A 25,753-nucleotide genomic window follows, 5' to 3' on the forward strand; every position below is an offset into this window, starting at 1 on the left:
AAACGGCCGTCCCGTATGGGACGGCCGTTTTTTCTGATGGGTTTAAGGGGCCGCGGGACCGATCTCTCGCACCGTCAGGCGGTCGCCCGCCACAGAGAAGCGGACCTCCAGCCCGGCGAACACGAAGCCATAGACCCGCTCCGGGTCGTCCTGGTAGTGGGGCCGGGGGTCCAGGGCCAGTACACCGGTCAGGGCCTCCCGCCGCTCCGGCGGAACCAGCTCCAGCAGATGGGGCGGGATGTCCACCGTCAGCGTCGGCGCCGCCGGGGCGCTGGCAAAGCCGCCGGTGGCCTCCGGACGGCAGTCCCCGTAGGGGAGGTAGGGCTTGATGTCCAGAATGGGGGTCCCGTCCATCAGGTCCGCACCCCGGACGCGCAGCACCGTGCCGTCATGGGCCGTGGGCTCCACGGCCTCCAGCGCCACGCAGGAAAGGCCGATGGGATTGGGCCGGAAGGGGGAGCGGGTGGCGAACACGCCCATTCTGGCGTTGCCGCCCAGCCGCGGCGGCCGTACGGTGGGGGACCAGCCCTGCCGGAGGGACTGGTCAAAGGCCCAGATCAGCCAGATGTGGGAAAAGCCCTCCAGGCCCCGCAGGGCGTCGGGATTGCGGAACTCCGGCTCAAAGACCACGGTGGCGGAGAGGGCCTCCACCAGACCGCTCTGCCGGGGCACGCCGAACTTGGAGCCGAATTCGCTGTGGATGCGGGCAATGGGCCGCATGGAAAAGGTATCCGCCATGAGAGGGCCTCCCTTGTGTGGTATGTAGATTGTTCCCATTATACCGGACCGGGCGGAAAAAGAAAACCAAAAAAACCGGAGGTGCAAAGGCCGGCCCTTCGAAAAAGAGCCCGACTCCCCACGGGAGTCGGGCTCTCAGCATCGCCTGCCGGCGGGAGATGAAAGCGGGAAGGAGACGCAGGGCCGCCTCCGAACCCAACTGCTGCCGGGCCGGTGCCCTCTGCCCGGAGCAGAGGGCTTTCGGGACAGACCCGCGGATCTCCGCGGCGGATCACATGGTCCAGGCCGCGGCGCCCAACACGCTCTCCGGCATATGCATCACCCACCAGGCGGCGGCGAACAGCGACAGGGCAGTGAGGACGATCACGGTGCATAGCAGCATCCCCACCCAGTCGTATTTGACCGCGCTGCTGTTCCGGGCCGCCAGCAGCACCTCTGCGCCCAGCAGCACCAGCACCAGGGGGCTTAGCTTCAAAAGCCACAGCAGGTCCGCCTCCGGCAGGAGGAGGGAGGCCAGCATCCAAAGGCCGAAAACCACCAGGGTCACGCCGAAGGTGAAGGTGCCCACCCGCCGGGAAGGACGCATCGGTGTCTGCTCACGGTTCTCCATGGATATCCTCCTCGTTCTCCGACTCCGCAGATTGTTCCGTTTCCAAAGGCTCCGCCGCCTCCGGCTCCGGGCTGTCCTCCGGCTCTGCTCCCCCGGAGACCGGCGGGGTGAAGGGCGGGATGTCGTCCTCCGGCACGGCCCGGACCTTGGGGCCCCGGATGAACCACAGGCCCAGCGCGATCACCAGCACCGTCATCACCACCCGGGGCAGGTCGTAGCACAGGAAGTAGTACAGCCAGTCCCAGAGGATCCCGCCCAGACGGCGGATCAGCGTGTCGTAGAGCAGATACATGCCCACGATCACCAGTGCCCAGCCGATGACGCTGTGGCGCTTTTGCAGCAGGGCGGTCATCTGACGGGCATCCATATCCGACAGGCCGAAGAGGTAGGCGTCCTCCGATGCGGTGCCCTGGTCGATCTGGCGGCGGAGGTTGTAGCTGTCAAAGAAGGCATACAGCCAGATCACCGGCGCGAAGAAGGCCAGGGGTCCCAGCCTCAGAAAGCCCGCCGCGGCGATCAGGGTAAAAACGCCCAGCAGCAGAGAGAGGCCTCGCTTCATGTACCCCTGGTACATCTGGCCGCAGCCGCACAGGCAAGAGGTGAGAAAGAGCAAAAATCCGTGTGGTTGTTTCATGGGTGGGTTCCTCCTTGTGTGGTGCCCGGCTCACCGCCGAGCGAGTCGAACCATCCGGCCAGGCCGGAAAAGGCGTCCTGAAAATTTTGGGGCCAGGCGGCGGCCCACTCCGTCATGGCGGTACCCGCCTCCGCCAGGGGGCGGGGCCGGTCCTGCCGCTCCGGGCTTATGCCGCCCCACAGCAGCGTCAGCGCCAGGGCCACGGCGGCGGCCGCTGTGGCGTAACGGCTGGTGACCAGCCGGATCACCCTCCGCCGGATGCGGCGGCCCAGGCCCTCCCGGCAGGCCGGGGTGGGAGCCAGCAGCGTCTCATCGGTCAGACGCTCCGTATAGCGCTGGAGGCACCGGTCGCAGAAGGCCAGGTGCTCTGCGATCTCCAGCCGGTGGAGTTCGTCCAGCGGGGCTCCGCCGGTCAGTGCCTCCAGGGCCTGATCCGTCAGGTGTCCGTGCCTGTCAAAGATCTCCATTCCGCCGCCTCCTTTCCAATTCCTCCCGCAGCAGCCGTTTGCCCCGGGAGAGCTGTGTATGAATGGTTTTCACCGGCCGGCCCAGGGCCAGGGCCGCCTCCTCCGGCGTCCGCTCCTTCAGCAGGCACAGCCTGCACACGGAGCGGTAGGGCTCCCGCAGGGCCGTCACCAGATCCGCGATCTCTCCGGCGGAGGCCCGGCTCAGGGCGATCTCCTCCGCTGGGGGAGACAGGCCCGGGGGAAGCTCCTCCTCCCCCGGCAGCACCGTGCGGCGGCTCCAGGCGCTTTGCAGGTGGTCCTTGGCCTTGTTGGCCGCCACCCGCCCCAGCCACTGCCGTTCGTAGCCGGCAGGGATGGTGTCCCGGTGAAGATAGGCGGAGAGGAAGGTCTCCTGGGTCAGATCCTCTGCCGCGGCGCCGTCCCGGACCAGCTGGAAGCAGATGGTGTACACCAGCCGCTCGTACTGCCGTACCAGCTGGGAAAAGCTCTCACTTGTCATGACTGCCACGCCGCGCCGCCGCCTCCTCTCTTGCTCCGTCGTTTATCATACGAGACAGCGTCCCGGATTTCTTCAAAAAAATGAAAATTCTCTCCCCGGCCAGGCTCCGGCAGGGGAGAGAGCGCTCAGTTCCGGCGGATGCCCCGGACCACCACCGCCGGCTCTCCGGCGGCATGGGTCACGGCGGCCTCCACTCCGTAGACCGCGGCCAGGGCCTCCGGCGTCACCACGGAGGCGTCCCCGGCGGCGTGGACGGCGCCGCCCCGGAGCAGCAAAAAGCGGTCGCAGAAGCGCAGCGCCTGGGTGAGGTCGTGGAGCACCGCCACGGCGGTGAGCCGTTCCTCCCGGCAGATCCGGCGCACCAGATCCAGCACCTCGTACTGGTTGCGCAGGTCCAGATTGCTGGTGGGCTCGTCCAGCAGCAGGAGCTTCGGCCGCTGGGCCAGGGCCCGGCCCAGCAGCACCTTCTGCCGCTCGCCGCCGGAGAGCCGGTCAAGCTCCCGGTCCGCCAGCGTCTCCAGGTCCAGGCGGCGCAGGACGGCCTCCACTGCCCGCCGGTCCTCACCGGAAACGCCCCAGCGCAGATAGGGCTTGCGGCCCAGCAGCACCGTATCGTAAACCGTCAGCGCCGCGGCGGTGTTCTCCTGGGCCACGAAGGCCGCCTGCCGGGCCAGCGCGCCGGGGGAGAGGGCCGTGAGGTCCGTACCGTCCAGCATTGCCCGCCCGGCTCTGGGGCGCAGGATGCCGCCCAGGCATTTGAGCAGGGTGGACTTTCCGGCACCGTTGTTGCCCAGGACCGCCAGAAAGGAGCCCGGTTCCACGGAAAAGGAGATGTCCCGCAGGATCTCCCGCCCGCAGGGATAGGAGAAGGAGAGACATTCCACATTCAGCACAGGCGGTCCCTCCTTCGAAACAGCAGATAGAGAAACATAGGCGCCCCCAAAAAGGAGGTGATGGCCCCGATGGGCAGCACCGCCGGAGACAGCAGTTCCCTGGCCGCCAGATCGCCCAGCAGCAGCAGCGCCGCGCCGCCCAGGGCGGAGGCGGGGATCAGAAAACGGTGGTCGGCGCCGGTGAAGCGGCGCAGCATGTGGGGCGCCACCAGCCCCACAAAGCTGACCACCCCCACGAAGGCCACGCTGACGGCGGCGATGAGGGTACACAGCGCCATGCTGGCGCAGGTCAGGACGCCCACGTTGACGCCCAGGCTTCGTGCGGTGTCTCCGCCGCCGGAGAGGGCGTTGTAGTTCCAGCGGTTCCACAGGAAAAAGAGCAGGGCCGCCGCCGTGCAGGCGGCGATGAGGCCGATCTCGCTCCAGCCGGGCCGGCCCAGGTCCCCGAAGGTCCAGTAGACCACCGTGGCTACCTGGACGTCGTCGGCAAAGTATTGCAGCAGGGTGGTGCCGCCGGTGAACAGGGAGCTCAATGCCACCCCCGCCAGGATCATGGAGGAGGGCGCGGCGCCCCGCAGCCGGGACAGTGCCAGCACGAATACCGTGGTGGCCATACCGCCTAAAAAGGCGCACACCGTCACGGCGGCGGGGGAGGAGATGGTGACGGCGGAAGCAGCGTTGGCGGCGTTCTGGACCCCGGCGTCCAGGCCGATGATGGCCGCCGCCGCACCGAAGGCCGCCCCCTGAGATACCCCCAGTGTGGAGGCAGAGGCCAGGGGATTGCGGAGCACGCACTGCATCACGCAGCCGGACAGGGCCAGGGCGGCGCCCACCACGGCGGCCGCCGCCGTCCGGGGCAGCCGCACCCGGAAGAGGATGGCCCGGGTCTGGTCGGTGCCCCGGCCCAGCAGGGCCTCCAGCAGATCGCCCGCCGTCAGGGCGGAGGAACCGGTGGTCAGGGAGACCAGGACCAGAGCCCCCACCAGCAGCGCCAGGACCGCCAGGGTCAGCCATCTGCGCCGGAGGAGGCGGCCGTATGCCGCCGGCATGGTCCGCTCACGTCCCATGGCCGATCACCAGGGGACCAAAGCCCAGGCCCTCCGCCGCCATCTCGGCATAGTAGCCCCGGCCCAGCAGGAATTCCAGGATCTCGTCGGTCGTTTCCGCCATATCCACGTCGGCAAACCGCTCCGGATACAGGACGGACCCGGCGTAGTAGGCGTCGGCCAGGGCATAGCCCACGTTGGTGGAGTAGTTGTTGTAGGACACGCAGGCGTAGACCTGTCCCTGCCGCACCGCCGTCAGAGCGTCGAAGAAGCCGGGGTTGGCGTCGTATTCCCCGTTGACCAGCTCCAGGCTGCCCGGGTCCAGAAAGATCACGTCCGGGTCCCAGGTGAGGAGCTTCTCCGGGTCGGCGTCGTAGTAGCCCTCCCGGCCCGCCTCGTCGGCCACGTTCCGGGCGCCGATGGCCAGGAAGGGGCCGAAGCGGGAGTAGGTGCCGGTGAAGCCGTGGGCCCCGGAGAAGGTGACGGCCCCGGCGTAGCAGGCGGGCTTGTCCGATTCCGGAATGTCCGCCGTCCGGGCGGCCAGATCCGCCTTGCAGCCGTCGATGTAATCCAAAACCGCCTCACACCGCTCCCGGGCCCCCAGCACCTGGGCGGCCACGGTCATGGCGGTGTAGAAGCTCTCGTCGATGAAGTGGATGCTCTGGGCCCGGACGGACACGCAGGGGATACCGGTGGCGGCCTGGAGATCCTCCAGGGCCTCCTGGGTGTAGCCGGAGAGGATCACGTCCGGCTGGAGGGCGATGAGCTCCTCCACATAGGCGGTGTTGGCGGTGCCGCCGCCCTTGCCGATGGAGGGCAGGCCCGCCAGCAGGTCGTGGTAGACATAGGCGTAGTCCCGGAGGGGGGAGGTCCCGTAGGTTTTGTCGGTGTCCTCCACACCTGTGAGGCGGTCGGTGCACTGGAGGTAGCACACCATCCGCAGCGCGCCGGAGCCGGTGCACACCACCGTCTCCACGGTCTCCGGGATCTCCACGGTCCGGCCGTAGCTGTCCGTCACGGTGCGGACAGCGGTATCCGCGGCGGGATCATCACCGCCGCCAGCCCCGCCGCCGCAGGCGGTGAGGCCCGCCAGGGCCAGCAGGGTCAAAAGCAGAGAAAACAGTCGTCTCATGCAGGTTCCTTTCCTTGATGGGGGTCAGCGGTCATAGGGGCGGAAGCAGTGCAGGCACACCACCTTCCCGTCCTGGAGACGGGCCATGTGCTCCGCCATGGTCTCCCCGCAGATCGCGCAGGTGCAGGTGCGGAAGAGCCGGGCCTTTTCCGGCAGGGGGACTCTGGGAGCCGTGGTGGTGAAGAGGTCCTCCAGCGGGGCCTCCAGGATCCACCGCATCCGCTCCTCCCGGGTCATGTCCGACTGATTGCGCAGGGCCACCACCCGGACGCCCTTTCCCGTGGCCCGGCTGTAAAAGGTGTAGGCGCTCTTGCCGGTGGGGGTGTAAAGGAGATTGCCCTTGCCGAAGGTGCAGCCCAGCAGCACCTGGACAGCGTCCACCGGGCAGGCGTCGGTCTCGGCGATGCACACCAGCTCCTCGTCGGGGGAGAAGCCCCAGCCCAGCCGGTCCCGGACGTACTCGCACAGACGCACGCCCAGGGCCAGGCCCGGGCAGGTATGGCCGTGGAAGGCCGCGCACTTGTCCCAGATGGCTTTATCCACGGGGTGCCTCCTGTTCCGCCGCGGCCTTCACCGCCGCCTCCCAGACGGTCTGAAAGGGGACGCCGCAGCGTCGGGCGGCGGCTGCCGCGTCGCCGTACTCCGGCTTTTCCTTACAGATGCCGAAGCCCTCGCCCCGCTTTATGGCGATGGGGCCAAAGGCCGTCTCCACCGTGCGGCAGGAGGGGGTGAGCACATAGCGGGTGCACCGCCGGGCCCGGACCCCCAGGGTGGAGGTCTCCCGCAGCACGGCCCGGGCCAGGCGCTCCTCGTCGGCGGGACGGCACAGCACCGTCAGCGCCGCGGCGGCACGGCCCTTTTTCATGACGATGGGGGCGGTGGTTACGTCCAGGGCCCCCTGGGCCATCAGGGTCTCGCAGGCGTAGGCCAGGGCCTCCGCCGTGGAGTCGTCGATGTGGCAGACCAGCTCCGTGATCTCCTCCCGGCCCGCCTGGCCGCTCTCGCCCAGCAGGGCGCGGACGCAGTTGGCGGCGGGGAACTCCTTGCGGCCCACGCCCACGCCGGTGGCCTCCAGGGTCATCAGGGGCTGGGGGCCGAAGAAGGCGGCAAAGTGGGCCAGCAGGGCCGCACCGGTGGGGGTGCACAGTTCCCCCCGGATCTCGCCGCCGTAGCAGGGGACGCCCCGCAGCAGGTAGGCGGTGGCGGGGGCGGGCACCGGCATAATGCCGTGGGCGCAGCGGACCTGACCGCTGCCCACATGGACCGGGGAGGCCGTGATCCGCTCCGCGCCCAGCAGGTGCAGCGCCAGGCACACGCCGGTCACGTCCGCCACCGCGTCCAGGGCGCCCACCTCGTGGAAATGGACCTCTGTCACCGGAACGCCGTGGGCCGCGGCCTCGGCGTCGGCGATGCGGCGGTAGACGGCTTTGGCGTTCTCCCGCACCGCCTCCGGCACCGGCAGATGGTCCAGAATGCGGTCGATGTCCGCCGGAGCCGCGTGGTGATGGTGGCCGTGCTCATGGGAGTGCTCGTGGTCGTGGGGATGCTCGTGGTCGTGGGGATGCTCGTGGTCGTGGGGATGCTCGTGGTCGTGGGGATGCTCGTGGTCGTGGGGATGCTCGTGGTCGTGAGGGTGCTCATGGACCTCGGCTAGAGCGGCGCCCAGGGGCAGGTCGTGACTGACCTCCTCCTGGCTGTGGACCGTCACCCCCATCCGCGTCCCGGCGATGCCGCAGGTGACGGCAGGGACTGCCGCCACGGTCACGCCGGGCAGGAGGCCGTTCATGGTGCGCAGGAAGTCCTCCTTCTGCTGCCGGTCCAACAGCTCATACAGGGCCGCCGTCAGCATATCGCCTGCGGCGCCCATGTTGCACTCGAGATACAGCGTTTTCATTCCCGGATCCCCTCCATGAGATTGATGCGGCTGGCGAGAAATCCCGCGCCGAAGCCGTTGTCGATGTTCACCACGCTGATGCCGCTGGCGCAGGCGTTCAGCATGGACAGCAGGGCGCTGAGCCCGCCGAAGGAGGCCCCGTAGCCCACGCTGGTGGGCACGGCGATGACGGGGCAGTCCACCAGGCCCCCGACTACGCTGGCAAGGGCCCCCTCCATGCCCGCCACAGCCACCACCGCCCGGGCGCTCATCAGAGGCTCCAGGTTGGAAAGGAGCCGGTGCAGCCCCGCCACGCCCACGTCATAGAGCCGGGTCACGGCGCTGCCCAGGGCCTCGGCGGTGAGGGCCGCCTCCTCCGCCACAGGCAGGTCGCTGGTGCCGCCGGTGGCCACCACCACGCTGCCCCGGCCTGTCACCGCTTTGGGAAAGGCCACCGCCAGGCGGGACAGAGGATCGTAGCGCAGGGGGAACCGGGCCTGGAGGATCTCCGCCGTCTCCGGGGCGATCCGGGTCACCAGGACGTTTTCCGCTCCCCGGCCGCCCATGGCCTCCAGGATCCCGGCGATCTGCTCCGGCGTCTTGGACTGGCCGTAGATCACCTCCGCGGACCCCTGGCGCAGGGCGCGGTGGTGGTCCACCTTGGCGTAGCCCAGGTCCTGGAAGGGGGCCAGCTTCAGCTCCAGCAGCGCCCCCTCCGGGGTCAGTTCACCGGCCTGGACCTGCTGCAAAATGTGTAAAATATCGTTCTTTACAGACATGATATGCGACAACCTCCTTCAATTCGACGGCGTTCGGGCCGTGAGGTCCAGATGGACGGCGGCAAACAGCGGCGCAAGACCCGCCAGGATCTCCGCCCGCCGCTCCAGCGCCAGGGGCATCTGGGCGGCTGTGACCTGCACCAGGGCGCCGTCCCCCCGCAGCCGCAATCGGAAGTCCCGGAAGCCCAGGGCCGCCAGCACCGCCTCGCCCTGCTCCACCTTTTCCAGCGCCGCCGCCGTCAGGGGCGTGCCGGTGGGGACCCGGGTGGCGAGGCAGGCATAGGCGGGCTTGTCCCAGGTGGGGAGGCCTGCCTCCCGGCTCAGGCGCCGGACGTCGGCCTTGGTCAGCCCGCACTCCCGGAGGGGGGACCGGACTCCCAGCTCCGCCAGGGCCGCCATGCCGGGGCGGTCGCCGGCGTCGTCGGAGGCGTTGGTGCCGTCGGCCACCAGGGGAAGGCCCTCTGCCGCCGCGTGCTCCAGGATGGCCCGGAACAGGGCCCGCTTGCAGAAGTAGCACCGCCGGGGCGGGTTGGCGGCCACCTGCGGGTCCGCCAGCACGTCCGCCTCCAGCACCGTCAGGGGCAGACCGCACAGGTCCGCCAGGGTCTCGGCGTCAGCCCGCTCATGGGCGGGCTGGAAGGGTGTCTGGACAAAGCAGGCCCTCCAGCCGGCGCCGTATTTGCCCGCCGCCCAGGCCAGCAGGGCGGAGTCCACGCCGCCGGAGAGGGCCAGGAGCCCTCTGGGATGCTGCTGAAAGAAGGATGGAAGATCCATCGCCGTCACCTCCGAAACAAAAAAGGGCATACCCCGGCGGGGTATGCCTTCTGGCATCGCTGAACAGGCTCCGCCTCCGGCGGAGCGGACAGAGAGGATCGGCGCCCTGGGCGCCGGGCGGGGACCTTCTGATCCCCCGTAGAAATTCATTATACCGTGCCGTTCCGCCGCCGTCAAGGCGCACCTTGACAAGGGCCGGGAAGATGGGTATTCTGGGAGAAACAAGAAGAGGAGGGATGACCGTGGGGGAGCGGGACGTGCTGGTGGCTGTGGTGGACGGCCAGGGAGGCGGCATGGGCCGGGGACTGGTGGAGGCCGTGAAGCGGGCCTGGCCGGACCTGCGGGTCCGGGCCCTGGGCACCAACGCCCTGGCCACCGCCGCCATGCTGCGGGCCGGGGCCGACGACGGCGCCACCGGCGAGAACGCCGTGGCGGTGAATGCCGCCCGGGCGGACGTGATCCTGGGCCCCGTGGGGATCGCCATTCCCAACGGACTGTTGGGAGAGGTGACGCCCCGGATGGCGGAGGCCGTGGGGGAGAGCGCCGCGGCGAAGATCCTGCTGCCCTCCCAGCGCTGCGGTATCCGCCTGGCGGTGGGCCCGGTCCAGCCCATGCAGTTCTATCTGGACGAGGCGGTGCGCCTGCTGGGCCAGGAGCTGGGGCGGCTGGGCCGTATCCCTCACAACGACGACGGGAGGACCTGACATGAAAAACCATCCGACCTCCGGCGGGCGGGACGCCTTCCGCTCCCGCTGGGGCTTCAAGCTGGCCTGCATCGGCTCCGCCGTGGGCATGGGGAACATCTGGATGTTCCCCTCCCGGGTGTCGGCCTACGGGGCGGTGTTCCTGCTGCCCTATATTCTGTTCGTGGCCCTGATCGCCTCCACCGGCGTCATCGGGGAGATGGCCTTCGGCCGGGCGGCCGGGGGCGGGCCCATCGTGGCCTTCGGCGAGGCGGCCCGGCGCCGCACCGGCAGCCGCCGCTGGGGCGAGGCCCTGGGCCTGGTGCCGGTGGCGGGCTCCCTGGCCATGGCCATCGGCTACTCCGTGGTGGTGGGCTGGCTGCTGAAATACGCCGCCGACGCCCTGACCGGCGCCTGGCTGGAAAACCGGGGCGTGGAGGCCTTCGACGCGGCCTTCTCCTCCGCCGCCTCCGCCTGGGGCAACAACCTCTGGCAGACCGCGGCGGTGGTGATCGCCATGGTCATCATGGCCCTGGGGATCGGCGGGGGCATCGAGAAGGCCAATAAGGTGATGATGCCCCTGTTCTTCTGCCTCTTCCTGGGCCTTGCGGTGTACATCTCCACCCTGCCCGGCGCCGGGGCGGGCTACCGCTATATGTTCCTCATGGACCCGGCGGGGCTGCTGGACCCCATGGTGTGGGTCTATGCCCTGGGCCAGGCCTTTTTCTCACTGTCCGTGGCTGGCAACGGCACGCTGATCTACGGATCGTATCTGTCCCGGGAGGCGGACGTGCCCGCCTCCGCCCGGACCGTGGCCCTGTTTGACACCCTGGCCGCCATGCTGGCGGCGCTGGTCATCATCCCCGCCATGGCTACCGCCGGGGAGACCCTCAGCCGCAGCGGCCCGGGCCTCCTGTTCATCTTCCTGCCCAACCTCTTCCGGGAGATGCCCGGCGGGCCGGTCATCATGGCGGTATTTTTCGTGGCGGCCCTCTTTGCCGGCATGACCTCCCTCATCAACCTCTTCGAGGCCCCCATCGCCACGGTCCAGGAGAAGTTTCGCCTGAGCCGCCTGGCCGCCGTGGGCGCGGTGGGTGCCGTGGGCCTCGCGGCCAGCCTGGCCATCCAGGGGATCGTGTCCCCGTGGATGGACGTGTGCTCCATCTACGCCTGCCCCGTGGGGGCATTGCTGGCGGGCGTGTTCTTCTTCTGGGTCTGGGGGAAGGCGGACTGCCTGTCCCAGGTGAACCTGGCCCGGCGTAAGCCCCTGGGAAGCTGGTTCTACCCCCTGGCAAAATACGCATTCTGCGGCGTGACGGTGATCGTTCTGGTCATGGGCGCCATCAAGGGAGGCATTGGCTGAGATGCGGGAATTTTTCAGAGAGATCCTTCACGCTCTGGAGGCTGGGCGGCCGGTGGAGCTGGTCAGCGTGGTCCGCGCCAGCGGCTCCACCCCCCGGGGCGCCGGGGCCATGATGGCCGTGTTCCCCGATGGCCGCGCCGTCGGTACCGTGGGCGGCGGCAGCGCTGAGTTCGAGTCTCAGAAACATGCCGCGGCCCTGCTGGAAGCTGGCGGGGAGGACCTGTGCCGCTTCCGCTTCATCCAGGGCGAGGCCGCCAGTCTCGGCATGGTCTGCGGCGGCGATGTGGAGGTCCAGTTCCAGTATCTGTCCCCGGCGGACGAGGCCGTCCTCACCGTCCTGCGGGAGATGAAGGAGGCCTGCGCCCACAGTGCGGACCTGTGGCTGGTGCGGCGGATCGAGGACGGCCGCGTCACCGCCATGGGCACCGCAGGGCGGGATGCGGTACGCCATCTGGAGGCCCCGCCGGAGAATTTGCCGGACCTGCTGGGTCCCCGGGCGGTCTATGACGGGCAGTGGTTCGCGGTGCCGGTGGTGAAGGCCGGACGGACCTATATCTTCGGCGGCGGCCATGTGTCCCAGGCCCTGGTGCCGGTGCTGGCGGGGCTGGACTTCCGCCCGGTGGTGTACGACGACCGGCCGGAGTTTGCCGACCCGGCCCTGTTTCCCGGCGCGGAGCAGACCCTCTGCGGCAGCTTCCTGGAGCTGTCCAGGCACGTCACGGTGACGCCGGACGACTGCGTGGTCATCATGACCCGGGGCCACCAGGCGGACTACGAGGTGCTCACTCAGGTTCTGCGCAGCGGCGCCCGGTACATCGGGTGCATCGGCTCCCGGAAGAAGCTGGCACTTTGCCGGGACAAGCTGCTCGCCGCCGGCTTTACCGAGGCGGAATACGCCTGCGTCCACGCCCCCATCGGCCTTGCCATCGGGGCGGAGACCCCGGCGGAGATCGCCATTTCCGTGGCGGCGGAGATGATCGCCGTCCGGGCGGGCGTGAAACCTTGAGAAAAAGCGGGAAAATTTCCCCGACAGCCCTCCCGTTGGGAGGGCTGTCTGCTTGCATTGGGGGCCGGGGCCATGTTACAATAAATCCTGACAAAATGGCCGCCGGGCGGACCGGCAGATCATCACGACGGAGGGGAAGCCTATGAACCGCATCAGCAAGGAGAACTACTACCTGGACATCGCCCAGACCGTTCTGGAGCGGGCTACCTGCCTGCGGCGGGTGTACGGCGCCATCATTGTGAAGAACGATGAGATCATTGCCACCGGCTACAACGGCGCTCCCCGGGGCCGGGCCAACTGCGTGGATATGGGCTACTGCTCCCGGGAGGCCCAGAAGGTGCCCCGGGGCGAGCGGTACGAGCTGTGCCGCAGCGTCCACGCCGAGGCCAACGCCATCATCTCCGCCGCCCGGCGGGACATGGTGGGCGGCACGCTGTATCTGGTGGGCCGGGACGCCCGCACCGGAGAGCTGCTCTCCGACGCCACCTCCTGCCCCATGTGCCGCCGCCTGGTCATCAATGCGGGCCTGGCCCGGGTGGTGATCCGCCGGACTCCCACGGAGTTCGACGTGGTGGACGTGGAGCAGTGGGTCCACGAGGACGACCTGCTGGTACCCCGGGACCCGGATGCCATTCTGGACCAGATGTGAGAGAAAGGAAGCCTGCGGTTTGAAGATCGGACTTGTGACCTTTTACCATATCCACCATTACGGCGCTCTGCTCCAGGCCTGCGCCACGGAGCGGGCGGTGGAGGCCCTGGGGGGCCAGTGCGAGATCATCGACTACTACGTCAATCAGAACAACGCGCTCTTCCAGGCCCCCAAAGGCCTGGGCAGCGCCGCCCACGACGCCCATACCGCCCTGCACTACGGGCCGCTCAAGGCCCGGTATGGCCGGTTCGAGGCCTTTGCCCGCCAGCACCTGCGCATCTCCCCCCACCGCTTTGAGAGCCTGGAGGAGCTGCGGTCCGCGGAGCTGCCCTACGACCTGATCCTCTCCGGCAGCGACCAGATCTGGAACCCGAAGATCTTCCCGGACGGACATTTCGATCCGGTGTTCTTCGGCGCCTTCACGGACCGGCGGAAGATCGCCTACGCCCCCTCCTTCGGCATCCCCCGGATCCCGGAGGAGATGGAGGAGGAGCTGCGGGGCTATCTGGAGCAGTTCTCCCACCTCTCCGTCCGGGAGCGGCAGGGCCGGCGGATCGTCCGGGACCTGACGGGCCGGGAGGTGGAGGTGGTGCTGGATCCCACGCTGCTGCTGACGGCGGAGCAGTGGAAGGCCATGGCCTCGGACACGCTGTTCACCGGCCGGAACGCCCTGCCAAAGGGCGGCTACCTCCTTTGCTACTGCATCAGCCGCCCCGGCGCCCTGGAGCCCTACATCCGGCGCCTGGCGGCCGAGACCGGGCTGCCGGTGGTGCAGCTGTGCGGCATCCGCCAGAAGGTCCACCCCAAGGCCCGCTGCGTGCTGGACGCGGGCCCGGCGGAATTCCTGAGCCTCTTTGCCAACGCCGCCGCCGTGTGCACCAATTCCTTCCACGGCACGGTGTTCTCCCTCCAGTTCCAGGTTCCCTTCTTCACCGCCGTGTCCCCGGCGGAGCTGGCGGCGCCGGAGAGCTCCCGGACCTTCAGCCTTTTGAGCCGCCTGGGCCTCCAGGACCGGATCATCGGCACCGGCACCTCTGCCGGCCCCGGCGACCCCGTGGATTGGGCCGCCGCCGGGGAGCGGCTGGAGGCGGAGCGCCAGGCCTCCCTGGACTACCTGTGGGCCGCCATGACCGGTGCCCCCCGGGAGGAGGCGCCCGCCCACGTGGAGCCGCCGGCCTCCGCCGGTCCCGTCCTGGCCGACCGCACCCGCTGTACCGGCTGCTCCGCCTGCGCTGCTGTCTGCCCCAAAGACGCCATCGCCATGAAGCGGGACAAGGAGGGCTTTGCCTATCCGGCCGTGGACCCGGAGCGCTGCGTCCGCTGCGGCCGCTGCACCGCCGTGTGCCCCATCCTGAACCCCAAGGAGCGCAGCGGCGTCCCGGCGGTGTTCGCCGCCTGGAACAAGGACGACGCCATCCGAAAGGACTCCACCTCCGGCGGCGTGTTCTCCCTGGTGGCGGAGTATGTGCTGGAGGGGGGCGGCGTGGTGTTCGGCGCCGCCTTTGACGCCCACCAGCACCTGCGCCACATCGCCTGCTTCCGCAAGGAGGACCTGTGGCGCCTGCGGGGGGCCAAGTACGTCCAGAGCGACCTGGGCGATCTGGGCCAGACCTTCCGGGAGATCAAGATCGCCCTGGAGACCCGGCAGGTGCTCTTCTCCGGTACCCCCTGTCAGGTGGAGGGCCTGTACCGCTTCCTGGGCGGACGGCCGGAGAACCTCACCACCTGCGACCTGGTGTGCCACGGCGTGCCCTCCCCCGGCGTGTGGGAGGACATGGCCCGGTCCATCGAGCGCCGCCGGCGCAAGGATCTCCAGGCGGTGCGCTTCCGCAACAAGGTCACCGGCTGGAAGGACAGCCACTTCACCACTGTCTATGACGACGGCACCGTGGACACGGCGCCCCTCTTTTCCACGGAGTACGGCCGAGCCTTTGGCCGGGCGCTGTTCCTGCGGCCCAGCTGCTACGCCTGCCCCTATACCACCATGGCCCGGGTGGGCGACCTGACCTTGGGCGACTTCTGGGGCCTGCGGGACGACGAGCTGCCGGAGCAGCAGGAGAAGGGCGTCAGCCTCCTCATGGTCAACACCCCCCACGGCAGCCATCTCTTCGACCAGCTGCTGCTGGGCAAGCAGGTGTTCCCGCCGGAGCGGGCCGTGGCGGGCAATCCACGGCTGGCCTCTCCCATCGGGCGTCCCGCCGAGCGGGCGGCCTTCTTCGCCGCCTATGCAACAGAGCCTTTCGAGCAGGTCCGCAAGCGCTTTTTCCGGCTGCCGCCCCTGCCGGTGCGGGCCGCCGGGAAGGTGCTGTCCCCGGAGATCAAGGAGAAGCTGCGGAAAAAGCTGCGCTGAACAAGAAAAAATTCTGTTTCGTTGCAAAAACAACATCTTTTGACACGGCACCGTGGTATGCTTCCTAACAGAAACCACCCCCCGCGGAGCGGGGCAGAATAGAGGAACCGCCGAAGAGGCGGAAAACAGGAGGTAAATGATCATGAAGCAGTATGAGTGCGATCTTTGCGGTTATATCTACGACGAGGCCGCCGGCGACCCCGACAACGGCGTGGCCCCCGGCACCAAGTGGGAGGACGTGCCCGCTGACTGGGTGTGCCCCCTGTGCGGCGCCGGCAAGGACGAGTTCACCGCGAAGTAAGACCCGGCAGACGAAAAAGTCCCGCTCCGACCGGAGCGGGACTTTTTTTGCCGTTTAGGCCGCCTCATGGCGGAGGGTCATCCGCTTGCGCAGGACGGGGATCCTGGGCAGGACCCGCAGCAGCAAAGAGCCCAGCACGTAGCAGGCGATGGCCTCGCCTGCGCCCACGGTCAGGGCGTTGAAGCCAAAGGCCGGCAGGAAGGCCGCGCCGTCCTGGACGGAGAACCAGGCGATCTCCGCGCCCACGATGACGGCGTTGCAGAGCACTGGCGGCAGCGGCGCCAGTGCCAGGTTGGGCATCCGGCGGGTCCACAGGGCCGCCAGCAGCGTGGCGGCGGTGCCGAAGATCCAGTCCAGGGGGATGGGGGACATCAGTACGTTGGAGAGGAAGCACCCCACGGCCAGGCCGGGGATGGCCTCCGGGAAGAAGAAGGGCAGCACGGTCATGGCCTCGGCCACCCGCAGCTGGATGGCCCCGTACTGGGGGATGGGCAGCAGGGTGGTCAGCACCGTGTATACGGCGGCGATGACGGCGGCGGTGGTCAGCTGGCGGACGGTAAAGCGGGAGTTGGACATGAAAAAAGACCTCCTTGTGAAGTGTGGGAGGCCTGTTGACTGCCGGCGGGCAGGAAAACACGCGGGAATTCAGGCCCGCGCCGCCTCCATTTTTTTGTTTAGAGAACGACGGGCCCGACAGACCGGGAAACCGCCGAACGAACGCCCCGCCGGGGCGCTTGGACAGGGAGATGGCACCTGTCGGAAAGCAGTATATCATATGTCCAAGGGAAAGGCAAGAAAAAGCGGAAGCCATCGGCTTCCGCTTTTTTGGACTATTTGCCTATGGAGGAAGAGGAAATTTCCTCCTCCGTCACCACGATACAGCAGAGTTCCGTGGTGCGTTCCGGATTCTCCGCCGGTCCAAGGGGCGTGTCCAGCACGTCGTAGAGGATGTGCTCCGCCTCCTCCACCGTCATGGCGTAGCCTGTTCCGATCACGCCCTTGTCAGGGAAATTGGCGTTGGAATAAGGCTTGCCCTCGTAACCGTCCAGAGCGTCTGCCACGGTATCTTTCGACAGAAATACCGTGAAGGAAAACACCACGTTGCCGTTTTCCACCCAGCTGTCCGCCGCGCTGGTGGTGGCGGCAGCGACGCTGTTTTCGCTTGGCGTCTCCGGCTGAGCGGCATCCTCGGCGGCGGCTCCGGCGTTCTCTGTGCCCGCCTCGTCTTCCGCAGCCGCTCCGGCGCCCTCAGTGACGGCCTCAGTACCCTCCTGGGCAATGGCCCCGGTGTCCTCTTCGGCGATGGCTCCGGCGTCCTCCTGCCCGTTGGTCTGGGCGGTGTAGGCGTGGGGCTGGACCGCGTCTGCGGCCGTCCCCGTCTTCGTCCCTATCTCCGGCGGTTCTCCGGCGGTTTCTGCGGCGGGAGTGCTGGCCTCGGCCACGGGGGTTTCCTCTGTCTCCGCTGCCTCCGGCTCGGAGTTCCGGGCGGCGGCCGTGTCGTCCCGGGTCTGTGCGGTCTCCGGGACAGTTTCCTCTGCCACGATACCGGCGGAGGCGGTGTCTGCCGTGGCTGTGTCCATGGGCAGGCTTTTTACCAAGATCACAATGGCGCAGCAGGCGGCCAGGGGCGCCAGCACCTTGACCCAGGGGGTCCGGCGCTTTTTGCGCGGCGCTGCGCCGGAGCGGATGGCGCCCATCACGGACGCGGCAAAGCCATCGGGGACTTCGGTCTCTTCGATCTCCGGGAAATTCTCCCGCAGCAGCAGCGCCGTCTGGACGTAGGCCCGGCAGCCGCCGCACACCGTCAGGTGCTCCCGGACGCGGGCGGTGTCCTCCGGCGGCAGCTCTCCGTCGATATACGGGTCCAGCAGGGCCGCGTAGTCCTCACAGTATTTCATTGGCAGCCCTCCTTTCCTGTCTCTTTGGACGGAGGCGCCGCCAAAAAGTTCCCGCTGCGCAGCAAAAAGTTTCGCAGCTGCTTCCGGCCCCGGCTGATCCGGGATTTCACGGTGCCCACGTCCAGATCCAGCGTGTCCGCGATCTCGTCGTAGCTGAGCTGGTGCATCTCCCGCAGGACCAGCACCTGCCGGTGCTCCGGCGACAGCGCACGGAGGCCCTCCTCGATCTGGGCGCGCAGCTCCCGGCGCTCCGCCTCCTCCTGGGGGGAGGGGGCGGCGTCTGGCACGTCGCAGCCCAGCTCCTCGTCGTCCAGGGAGGGGCCCGCCGCGGCGCGGTGGCGGCCCTCCCGCCGCAGAAGGTCCACGCAGGCGTTGGACGTCAGCCGGTACAGCCAGGTGGAGAAGCTGGAGTCTCCCCGGAAGAACCGCAGCCCCTGCCAGGCGGCGAGAAAGGCCTCCTGGGCGGCCTCGGCGGCGTCCTCCTGGTTGCCGCACATCCGCACGGCCAGGGCGAACACCCGCTTCTCATACAGGCGCACCAGGGACTCGAAGGCCCCCTCGTCCCCCTGCCGGGCGGCATCCACCAGCCGTTGTTCTTGTGTCGTATCCGTCATGTCAGATCCCTCTTGATGCCCTTGGTCACCCGGTACACATCCTCCAGGGTGCTCATCTGCACGATCTGTTCCTTGTAGTAATTGGAGTGGGGCACGCCCTTGAGATACCAGCAGTAGTGGCGACGGGCCTCCAGCACCGCCACCCGCTCGCCCTTGTACCGGGCCGCCAGCTCAAACTGGCGCACGGCGGTGTCGCACCGCTCCGCAAGGGGCGGCAGCGGCGGGATGGGCAGCCCCTCCAGGGCCGCTTTCGCCTGCTGGAACAGCCAGGGGTTGCCGAAGCACCCCCGGCCGATCATGGCCATATCCGCCTTGGTGTGCTGCAGGATGCGCACGGCGTCCTCCGGCTTCCAGATGTCGCCGTTGGCCATGACCGGGATGGACACCGCCTCCTTTACCTGCCGGATGCAGGTCCAGTCCGCCTGCCCGCTGTACACCTGGGCCCGGGTCCGGCCGTGGACCGCCACGGCGCTGACGCCGGCCTGCTCCAGACCCCGGGCGAACTCCACGCAGTTGCAGCTGCCCATATCCCAGCCCCGGCGGAACTTGGCGGTGACGGGGACGGACACCGCCTTCACCACCGCCTCAGCGATGCGGGCGGCCTTCTCCGGGTCCTTCATCAGCGCGGCGCCGTCGCCGTTGTTCACGATCTTGCCCATGGGGCAGCCCATGTTCAGGTCGATGATGTCGGCCCCGGTGGCCTCCAGGGCGATCTGGGCGGCCTCTGCCATGCACACCGGGTCGCTGCCGAAGATCTGCACGGCGGCGGGGTGCTCCCCGGGAAATTGGGTCAGCAGGGAGAAGGTCTTTTTATCGCGGTAGCACAGGGCTTTGGAGGAGATCAGCTCTGTGACGGTGTAGCCCGCTCCCAGCTCCGAACAGATCTGGCGGAAGGCCGTGTCCGTGACGCCAGCCATGGGCGCCAGGACCAGCCGGGAGTCGATCTCAACATTTCCAATCCGCAAAAGCGTCCCTCCTTTTCCGCTGAAATGCCCATATACTATACCATATCCCGCAAAAAAAGTCCACAGGGGAATCCCTGCGGCCCCTTTTGGCAATGTAGGACTACAATACATATTGGACAAGTGAATAAAAAAGGATGAAGGATAAGGCCTCATCGGTTAAAGTTGGAGTTGCAGACAACAACTGAACGAGAGGGGGCCATATCCTTCATGAGCAAGAGTATAACACAGGACATGGCATACAGGCAATCCCTGATGAAGTACGCGGAGAAATATGGAGTAGCTAAAGCCAGCCGGAAGTACAACAAAAGCCGGTCGTACATCTACTTCTGGAAGAACCGCTGGGATGGTACACCGGGATCCCTGGCCTGCCAGTCCCGGCGGCCCCACCACCATCCCAACCAGCACACACAGGCGGAGCTGAAGCTGATCCGGGACCTGCGCCGCAGGAATCCCAACCTTGGCATGGTGGAGCTGTGGCACCGGTTGCGGCAGCGGGGCTATACCCGCCGCCCGGAGAGCCTGTTCCGTGTCATGCGCAAGCTGGGGTTGTTTCCTGCGGCCGAGAAGAAGAAAGCATACAAGCCAAAGCCCTACCAGCAGATGACCTATCCCGGCCAGCGTGTCCAGGTGGATGTGAAGGTGGTGCCCCGCCGCTGCGTCGCCGACCCGGAGCTGCGCCTGTTCCAGTACACCGCTATTGACGAGTTTACCCGTCTGCGCTTCCTGGCCGCCTATCCCGAGCAGTCCACCTTTTCCTCCGCTGATTTTCTAAGAAAGCTGGTCCGCTGGTATGCCCGCCGGGGCATCCGGGTGGAATGCGTCCAGACCGACAATGGCCCAGAGTTTACCAACCGCTTCCTCACAGGTAGACAAGACAGCCCTTCCCTATTTGAGAAAACTGCCGCCGAGCTTGGCATCCGCCACAAGCTCATCCGTCCCTATACCCCACGCCACAACGGCAAGGTGGAGCGCAGCCACCGTGAGGACCAGAAACGCTTCTATTCCTGCCACAGCTTTTATTCCCTGGATGACTTCGCAAAGCAGCTCGCCGTTCACAACCGCCGCTCCAACAACTTCCCCATGAGGCCCCTCAACTGGTGTTCCCCCTTAGAGTTCGCCGTCCAATATGTTTGACAAACCTACAGGAATCCCTGCGGCCCCTTTTGGCAAAAATTCCGGCCTTCCTCCTTTCCCGACGAGATTTTACCGGCGAGGGCTGTAAAATGATGGAAAACAACCAAGGAGGCCGCGGTGACGCGGCGAAGGCAGGAGGAATTTGCTGTGCGGCACGGTCAGATCAAGTTGGAGGGGGAGCAGTCGGCCAGACTGCTGTCCTGGGGCATCCGGTTTTTCCTGGCGGCGGCTCTGAGCGCCAGCCAGACGCCGGGGGGCTACGCCCCCTTCGCCCTGGGCTGTGTGGCTGCGTCAGGGCCGGGATCCATGGGCGGCGCGGCACTGGTGGGCTGCGTGGTGGGGGCGGCACTGTTCATGGACTTCGCCCAGGCGCTGCCGTTCCTGGCGGCGGGGGTGCTGATCCTCTCCGCCGCCACCGCCTTCCGGGACCTGAGGCTGCTGGAGACAAAGTGGTTTTTGCCCCTGACGGCGGCGGGGCTGTTCTTGTCGGTCAGCGGCATCTATGTGCTCCAGTCCCTGGCGCCGCTGGAGGACCTGAGCCCCTGCGTGGCGGCAGCGGTGCTGGTGGGGCTTTCGGCGTGGTACGACCAGCCCCTGCTGTGGCCGGGGCGGGAGCGGCTGGAGCCGGACAGCCTGCTGTTTCTGGCCGGGTCCGTGGTGCTGGCCCTGACGGACCTGGAGCTGGTGGGGCTCTCCGTGGGCCGGGCGCTGCTGTGCGCCCTGCTGCTGTATACCGCCTACCAGCGGGGCACCCTGGCCGGCGCGGCGGCGGGCCTGGGCGCAGGGCTCACCGCGGACTTCCTCTCCGGCGGCGGCAGCGTCCTCTTCGGCGCGGCCTATGGCCTGGCGGGCATGGCGGCGGGCAGCCGGACCGGACATCGCCGGGGCGGGGCGGCCCTGGCCTTTCTGGGAGCGGTGCTGGCGGCGCTGCTGCCGGTGCACGACGCCCTGGCCGTGCCGCTGCTGCTGGAGTCCGCCGTGGGCACGGCGCTCTTTTTGCTGCTGCCGGGCCGGGTGTTCGGCGGCAAGCGGGTCAAGCGGCCTGAGGCGGCGGAGGGGGGACCGGCCCCTCTGGAGCGGATGAAGCAGCAGCTGACCCGGACGGCGGCGGTGCTGCGGGACCTGTACGACAGCATGGGCCGGGGGACCCCGGTCTCCACGGAGGAAAACCCCGCCATCATCTTCGACCGGGCGGCGGAGAAGGTGTGCCGTGGCTGTGCCCTGTGCGAGCTGTGCTGGCAGCGGGAGTACACCGGCACCTTCAACGCCCTCAACGACGCCACGCCCTTCCTTCTGGAGCGGGGACGGGCCCTGCCCAAGGACTTCCCCGGCTACTTTGCCGACCGCTGCGTCCACCTGCCGGACTTTCTCACCGCCGTCAACGGGGAGCTGACGGCCTTTCTGCTGCGGCGGCAGTACCGGCGGCAGCTGGAGGAGACCCGCCGCAGCGCCCGGGGCCAGTACGCCCAGCTCAGCGAGCTGCTGACCGCCACCGCCGCGGGACTGGGGGAGGTACCTGTCTCCGGCGAGGCGGAGGCCGCCTGCCGTATCGGCGCGGCCCTGCGGCCCAAGGAGGGGGAGCTGGTGTGCGGGGACACGGTGGTGTCCTTCCGCACGGGGACGGGCCTTTTGTGCCTGCTGCTGGCCGACGGCATGGGCAGCGGCGAGGCCGCCCGGAAGGAGTCGGCCCTGACCTGCCGCCTGGTGGAGCAGTTCCTGGAGGCGGGCATTGAGCCGGAGGCGGCCCTCAAGACCCTCAACTCCGCCATGGCCCTCCGGGGGGCGGACACCGGCAGCTTCACCACCATCGACCTGCTCACCTGCCGCCCGGAGACCGGGGAGGCGGTGTTCTACAAGTACGGCGCCGCCCCCAGCTACCTGAAAAAGGGCGGCGTGGTCCGTCGGGTCACCGGCGGCACCCTGCCGGCGGGACTGCGGGGATCACCGGCGGTGCCGGACGTGACCCGGGCGACACTGGAGCCCGGCGGCTTTGCGGTGCTCATCAGCGACGGCGTGGCGGACCCGGGCCGGGACGAGTGGCTCATGGACCTGCTGGCCGGCTGGGAAGGGGAGGACCCCCAGGTATTGGCTGGGCTGATCCTCAGCGAAAGCGTCCGCCGGGAGGGCCTCCAGGACGACTGCGGCATCCAGGTGCTGTACCGGGCGAAGGAGGGCGCTGTAAAAAAGGTGTGACAGCGGTATAATTCTCCTGCCGCCGCGGCAAACTGGAATCATCAAAACTGTGAGCAAACAGGAGGCTTGAGAGCGGATGGTGAAAGGTATTTCCAGACGGGTCGTGGTGCTGGACTCCCCGGACCAGCGGTATTTTGAACAGGCGATCTTCATTGTGCGCAACGACGCCGCCGGCGAGGGCGTCAGCGCCCGGGAGCTGGTGGAGGAGGCCAAGCGGGTGGCCCGGAACTACGCGGGCGGCGAGCACGGGAAGTTCAGCCGCCTGTGGCGGCTGAACCCGGCGGTGTACACGCTGCTGGGCGCGGGCGGCATCGGCCTGGCGTGGCTGACGGTGGCCCTGATCTGAACAGACCAAAAAACAGGAGGCCGGTCCGAAAGGACCGGCCTCCTGCGGCTTTATGCGTGTTCAAAATAGCGCCGGGTGGTCTCCGCGTCGGCGGCGATCCGGGCCTTCAGGGCGTCCAGGGAGTCGAAGCGCATCTCGTCGCGCAGGTGCTGGAAAAACTCCAGGCGGACGGTCTGGCCGTACAGATCTCCCTCGAAATCCAGCAGGCAGGCCTCCACCGTCACGTCGGTGCCGTTGTTCACCGTGGGTCGGGTGCCCACGTTGGTGACGGCGGCGTAGCTCTCCCCGCCGGGCAGGTACGCCCGGGTCACGTAGACGCCGTGGCTGGGCACCAGCACGTGGGGCGGGATGGTGAGGTTGGCGGTGGGGAACAGCCGGGCGGAGCCGATGCCGCGGCCGTGGCGGACGATACCCGTCAGGGTGTGGGGGTGGCCCAGGAAGCGGTTGGCACGGTCGATCTGCCCCAGCTCCACCAGACGGCGGATGTAGGTGGAGCTGACGGTGATGCCCGCCACCTCCACCTTGGGGATGATGTCGCAGCCAAGGCCCAGCTCCCGGCACTTTTCCACCAGCCGCTCCGGGTTGCCCCCGTTCTTGTGGCCGAAGTGGTGGTCGTGGCCCGCCACCAGGTGGACGGCGTGATACCGTCCCACCAGGATCTCCGTGATGTAGGGCTCCCAGGGGGTGGTCATCATCTCCTGATCAAAGGGTACCATCAGCACGTCCCGGATGCCGTACAGCCGCCGGATCAGGTCCCGCCGGTCCTCCGGCGAGTTGATCAGGGGGCAGGGGACGCCGGTGACCACCTCCTTGGGCGGGCGGTCGAAGGTGAACACCGCCGGGGTGCAGCCCCGGCGGGCGGCCTCCTCCGCGGTGCGCCGCAGCAGAGCGGCGTGGCCCAGGTGGACTCCGTCAAAGAAGCCCAGGGCAATGACTCTCTCTTTCATGCTTATGCTCCGAAAAAGTTTTTGATGGACGTGAGGACGCCGCCCTCCGCCCGGGAAAGGCACAGGAACTGCCGGCCCTGACCGTAGACACGGTAGGTGCCGTCGGCGGTGCCAGGCAGGGTGATGGGATTGCCGCAGCGGACCCGCTTTTCCAGCTTGTCCGATTTCAGCAGCAGTATGGGATGGTCGGAAAAGAGGCTGTCCGTGGGCAGCAGCAGCTCTTCCCCCCGAGACTGGACGTCCTCCAGCGTCACCGCCTGGTCCGCCGTGAAGGCGGCGGCCATGGTGCGGCGCAGGGAGTACATGGCACCGCCGCAGCCCAGGGCCTGGCCGATGTCGTGGCACAATGTCCGGATGTACGTCCCCTTGGAGCACAGGCACCGCAGCACGAAGTCCGTCTCGCTCACCTGCTCCAGCAGCTCCAGTTCGTAAAAGGTGACGGACCGGGGCTTGCGCTCCACCTCCTGCCCCTTCCGGGCCAGGTCGTAGAGCTTCTGCCCGCCGATCTTGATGGCGGAGTACATGGGCGGAATCTGCTGCTGAGGTCCCCGGAACCGCTCCAGCACCTGCCGGACCTGCTCCGCCGTGACGGTGACCGGATGGGTCTCCAGGGCGGTGCCGGTGGTGTCCTGGGTGTCGGTGACGAGCCCTAAGCGCAGACCCGCCACATACTCTTTGCGGCCGTTCTCCGCGAACTCCACGCCCCGGGTGGCCTGCCCCACGAACACCGGCAGCACGCCGGTGGCCATGGGGTCCAGGGTTCCGCCGTGGCCCACCCGCTTCTCGCGGAGGATGCCCCGGACCTTGGCGCACACGTCCATGCTGGTCCAGCCGGCGGGTTTGTCAATGATGAGGATTCCGTTGGGCATTGGGATACCTGCCTTGTTCCGGGCCGATCTGTGTCAGCCCTGATAGTCGGGGACGGTCCGGGCGATGGCGTCCAGAATGGCCGCCTTGGCCTGGGGCCAGGGGGCCTCCACGGTGCAGCCCGCGGCGGCGGCGTGGCCGCCTCCGCCCAGCAGACGGCAGACCTCCGTGGCGTTGACCCGCGCGCCGGTGCGCACGGACATCTTCCACACGTCCGGCCGCAGCTCCCGCATGGTCACGGCGCAGTCCACGCCCTCCATCTGGCCGCCCAGGGCGCTGAGGTCCTCGGCGTCGGTCTCGTCGGCACCCAGCCGCTCCATCAGGGACATGGGCACGGACAGCAGCGCCACCCGGTCGTTGTCATAGAACTCGCAGCCGCTCAGCATGGCGCCCTCCAGCTGCATCCGCTTGCGGCTCTTGGTGCGGAAGAACACCTTGTTGACGGTCCGGTAGTCGATGCCGGTCCGCAGCAGCGCCGCCGCCACGGCGTGGGTGCAGGCGGTGGTGTTGGCGTAGGCAAAGCAGCCGGTGTCCGTGGACACGGCCACGTAGAGGGGCAGCGCCATCTCCGCCGTCACGGGGCCCAGCCGGGCCAGGATGTCGTAGATCAGCTCGCCGCAGGCGGCGGCCTCGGGCCGGACGATGTTGGCTTTGCCGAAGTGCTCGAAGGAGGGGTGGTGGTCGATGGCCAGGTCGATGCGCCCCAGATAGGCTTTGGCATTCTCTGGCAGCAGGCTGACGGTGGCCACGTCGGTGGAGACCACGAAGGCGGGCTCAAAGCCCTCCGGCGCGGCGTAGGGGGCGAAGTAGGGGGCGGTGGTGCGGGTCAGCTCCGGATTGGGCAGCAGGTATGCGGTCTTGCCCTGGGCCCGCAGCCCGGCGCACAGCGCCGCCGCGCAGCCCACGGTGTCCCCGTCAGGGCGCACGTGGGTCAGGATCAGCACATTGTCATAGGTCCGCAGCAGTGCCGCGGTCTGTTCCACGGTCAGCAT

Annotated in this window: 28 protein-coding genes; 9 read left to right on the forward strand and 19 right to left on the reverse strand. The window is 68.1% G+C overall.

Annotated elements, in window-relative coordinates; translation table 11 throughout:
• Positions 1-42: 42 nt before the first annotated feature.
• From tsaA to larE, 12 genes are all read right to left on the reverse strand, one after another.
• Positions 43-738, reverse strand: a complete 696-nt coding sequence (tsaA, locus tag ACVDHE_RS08065; RefSeq protein WP_325225221.1) for a tRNA (N6-threonylcarbamoyladenosine(37)-N6)-methyltransferase TrmO — start codon at positions 736-738, stop codon at positions 43-45.
• Between the two features lie 271 nt (positions 739-1,009).
• Positions 1,010-1,348 (reverse strand): hypothetical protein, encoded by a 339-nt coding sequence (locus ACVDHE_RS08070; protein ID WP_458884264.1) that lies wholly within the window; start codon positions 1,346-1,348, stop codon positions 1,010-1,012.
• Positions 1,335-1,982 carry a hypothetical protein gene (locus ACVDHE_RS08075; RefSeq protein ID WP_458884265.1) on the reverse strand — a complete coding sequence of 216 codons (648 nt, stop codon included), beginning with the start codon at positions 1,980-1,982 and terminating at the stop codon, positions 1,335-1,337. The genes ACVDHE_RS08070 and ACVDHE_RS08075 overlap by 14 nt, the downstream gene beginning before the upstream one ends.
• The gene (locus tag ACVDHE_RS08080; protein WP_325225229.1) at positions 1,979-2,449 is read right to left on the reverse strand and encodes a hypothetical protein; all 471 of its coding nucleotides are present in this window, start codon (positions 2,447-2,449) and stop codon (positions 1,979-1,981) included. The genes ACVDHE_RS08075 and ACVDHE_RS08080 overlap by 4 nt, the downstream gene beginning before the upstream one ends.
• Positions 2,436-2,948, reverse strand: a complete 513-nt coding sequence (locus ACVDHE_RS08085; protein WP_418725365.1) for an RNA polymerase sigma factor — start codon at positions 2,946-2,948, stop codon at positions 2,436-2,438. Before ACVDHE_RS08085 ends, ACVDHE_RS08080 begins: the two co-directional genes overlap by 14 nt.
• A 125-nt stretch (positions 2,949-3,073) precedes the next feature.
• On the reverse strand, positions 3,074-3,841 hold the full coding sequence (locus ACVDHE_RS08090) for an ABC transporter ATP-binding protein (protein ID WP_213037544.1): 768 nt from the start codon (positions 3,839-3,841) through the stop codon (positions 3,074-3,076).
• Positions 3,835-4,908 (reverse strand): FecCD family ABC transporter permease, encoded by a 1,074-nt coding sequence (locus ACVDHE_RS08095; protein WP_458884266.1) that lies wholly within the window; start codon positions 4,906-4,908, stop codon positions 3,835-3,837. Before ACVDHE_RS08095 ends, ACVDHE_RS08090 begins: the two co-directional genes overlap by 7 nt.
• A complete protein-coding gene (locus tag ACVDHE_RS08100; RefSeq protein ID WP_458884267.1) occupies positions 4,898-6,019 on the reverse strand; it encodes an iron ABC transporter substrate-binding protein in 1,122 nt (373 codons plus the stop codon). The genes ACVDHE_RS08095 and ACVDHE_RS08100 overlap by 11 nt, the downstream gene beginning before the upstream one ends.
• 24 nt (positions 6,020-6,043) lie before the next feature.
• Positions 6,044-6,562, reverse strand: coding sequence for an FmdE family protein (locus ACVDHE_RS08105; RefSeq protein WP_418725351.1), 519 nt, complete (start codon positions 6,560-6,562; stop codon positions 6,044-6,046).
• Complete coding sequence (gene larC, locus ACVDHE_RS08110) at positions 6,555-7,913, reverse strand: nickel pincer cofactor biosynthesis protein LarC (RefSeq protein WP_458884268.1); 1,359 nt, start codon at positions 7,911-7,913, stop codon at positions 6,555-6,557. The genes ACVDHE_RS08105 and larC overlap by 8 nt, the downstream gene beginning before the upstream one ends.
• Complete coding sequence (gene larB / locus ACVDHE_RS08115; protein WP_458884269.1) at positions 7,910-8,671, reverse strand: nickel pincer cofactor biosynthesis protein LarB; 762 nt, start codon at positions 8,669-8,671, stop codon at positions 7,910-7,912. The genes larC and larB overlap by 4 nt, the downstream gene beginning before the upstream one ends.
• An 18-nt stretch (positions 8,672-8,689) precedes the next feature.
• Positions 8,690-9,475: an ATP-dependent sacrificial sulfur transferase LarE gene (gene larE / locus ACVDHE_RS08120; RefSeq protein ID WP_458884270.1), complete on the reverse strand. Its 786-nt coding sequence runs from the start codon at positions 9,473-9,475 to the stop codon at positions 8,690-8,692.
• A gap of 212 nt (positions 9,476-9,687) precedes the next feature.
• Between larE and ACVDHE_RS08125 the strand changes: the two genes are divergently transcribed.
• The 6 genes from ACVDHE_RS08125 (at position 9,688) to rd (ending at position 15,797) form a co-directional block, all read left to right on the forward strand.
• Positions 9,688-10,149, forward strand: coding sequence for a DUF3842 family protein (locus tag ACVDHE_RS08125; RefSeq protein ID WP_418725355.1), 462 nt, complete (start codon positions 9,688-9,690; stop codon positions 10,147-10,149).
• 1 nt (position 10,150) lies between these two features.
• On the forward strand, positions 10,151-11,491 hold the full coding sequence (locus ACVDHE_RS08130; RefSeq protein WP_458884271.1) for a sodium-dependent transporter: 1,341 nt from the start codon (positions 10,151-10,153) through the stop codon (positions 11,489-11,491).
• Between the two features lies 1 nt (position 11,492).
• Entirely contained in the window at positions 11,493-12,497 is a 1,005-nt protein-coding gene (locus tag ACVDHE_RS08135; protein WP_325226329.1) for an XdhC family protein, read from the forward strand.
• A 142-nt stretch (positions 12,498-12,639) separates the two neighbouring features.
• Positions 12,640-13,146 carry a deoxycytidylate deaminase gene (locus ACVDHE_RS08140; protein WP_213037553.1) on the forward strand — a complete coding sequence of 169 codons (507 nt, stop codon included), beginning with the start codon at positions 12,640-12,642 and terminating at the stop codon, positions 13,144-13,146.
• Between the two features lie 19 nt (positions 13,147-13,165).
• Positions 13,166-15,496, forward strand: a complete 2,331-nt coding sequence (locus ACVDHE_RS08145) for a polysaccharide pyruvyl transferase family protein (RefSeq protein WP_213037554.1) — start codon at positions 13,166-13,168, stop codon at positions 15,494-15,496.
• A 142-nt stretch (positions 15,497-15,638) separates the two neighbouring features.
• A complete protein-coding gene (gene rd, locus ACVDHE_RS08150; protein WP_325226325.1) occupies positions 15,639-15,797 on the forward strand; it encodes a rubredoxin in 159 nt (52 codons plus the stop codon).
• 54 nt (positions 15,798-15,851) lie between these two features.
• On the opposite strand, the gene ACVDHE_RS08155 is transcribed toward rd, so the two are convergent.
• The 4 genes from ACVDHE_RS08155 to dusB all read right to left on the reverse strand — a co-directional run bounded on the left by ACVDHE_RS08155 (position 15,852) and on the right by dusB (position 19,226).
• Positions 15,852-16,373 (reverse strand): QueT transporter family protein, encoded by a 522-nt coding sequence (locus ACVDHE_RS08155; protein ID WP_213037556.1) that lies wholly within the window; start codon positions 16,371-16,373, stop codon positions 15,852-15,854.
• A 254-nt stretch (positions 16,374-16,627) separates the two neighbouring features.
• The gene (locus ACVDHE_RS08160; protein ID WP_458884272.1) at positions 16,628-17,695 is read right to left on the reverse strand and encodes an anti-sigma factor family protein; all 1,068 of its coding nucleotides are present in this window, start codon (positions 17,693-17,695) and stop codon (positions 16,628-16,630) included.
• Complete coding sequence (locus ACVDHE_RS08165) at positions 17,692-18,309, reverse strand: RNA polymerase sigma factor (RefSeq protein WP_458884273.1); 618 nt, start codon at positions 18,307-18,309, stop codon at positions 17,692-17,694. The genes ACVDHE_RS08160 and ACVDHE_RS08165 overlap by 4 nt, the downstream gene beginning before the upstream one ends.
• The gene (gene dusB / locus ACVDHE_RS08170) at positions 18,306-19,226 is read right to left on the reverse strand and encodes a tRNA dihydrouridine synthase DusB (protein WP_418725366.1); all 921 of its coding nucleotides are present in this window, start codon (positions 19,224-19,226) and stop codon (positions 18,306-18,308) included. Before dusB ends, ACVDHE_RS08165 begins: the two co-directional genes overlap by 4 nt.
• 255 nt (positions 19,227-19,481) lie before the next feature.
• Here dusB and ACVDHE_RS08175 point away from each other — a divergent pair, with 255 nt between their 5' ends.
• From ACVDHE_RS08175 to ACVDHE_RS08185, 3 genes are all read left to right on the forward strand, one after another.
• The gene (locus tag ACVDHE_RS08175; RefSeq protein ID WP_418724639.1) at positions 19,482-20,408 is read left to right on the forward strand and encodes a DDE-type integrase/transposase/recombinase; all 927 of its coding nucleotides are present in this window, start codon (positions 19,482-19,484) and stop codon (positions 20,406-20,408) included.
• Positions 20,409-20,555: 147 nt separating this feature from the next.
• Positions 20,556-22,601 (forward strand): SpoIIE family protein phosphatase, encoded by a 2,046-nt coding sequence (locus ACVDHE_RS08180; RefSeq protein ID WP_458884274.1) that lies wholly within the window; start codon positions 20,556-20,558, stop codon positions 22,599-22,601.
• 76 nt (positions 22,602-22,677) lie between these two features.
• The gene (locus ACVDHE_RS08185) at positions 22,678-22,947 is read left to right on the forward strand and encodes a hypothetical protein (protein WP_213037561.1); all 270 of its coding nucleotides are present in this window, start codon (positions 22,678-22,680) and stop codon (positions 22,945-22,947) included.
• Between the two features lie 50 nt (positions 22,948-22,997).
• On the opposite strand, the gene ribF is transcribed toward ACVDHE_RS08185, so the two are convergent.
• The 3 genes from ribF to ACVDHE_RS08200 are packed head-to-tail and all read right to left on the reverse strand — an operon-like array spanning position 22,998 to position 25,753.
• Entirely contained in the window at positions 22,998-23,894 is an 897-nt protein-coding gene (ribF, locus tag ACVDHE_RS08190) for a riboflavin biosynthesis protein RibF (RefSeq protein ID WP_418725362.1), read from the reverse strand.
• Between the two features lie 2 nt (positions 23,895-23,896).
• Positions 23,897-24,763, reverse strand: coding sequence for a tRNA pseudouridine(55) synthase TruB (gene truB, locus ACVDHE_RS08195; protein ID WP_458884275.1), 867 nt, complete (start codon positions 24,761-24,763; stop codon positions 23,897-23,899).
• 33 nt (positions 24,764-24,796) lie between these two features.
• Positions 24,797-25,753: a DHH family phosphoesterase gene (locus ACVDHE_RS08200; protein ID WP_458884276.1), complete on the reverse strand. Its 957-nt coding sequence runs from the start codon at positions 25,751-25,753 to the stop codon at positions 24,797-24,799.

The organism is Dysosmobacter sp. Phy (genome assembly GCF_054476235.1).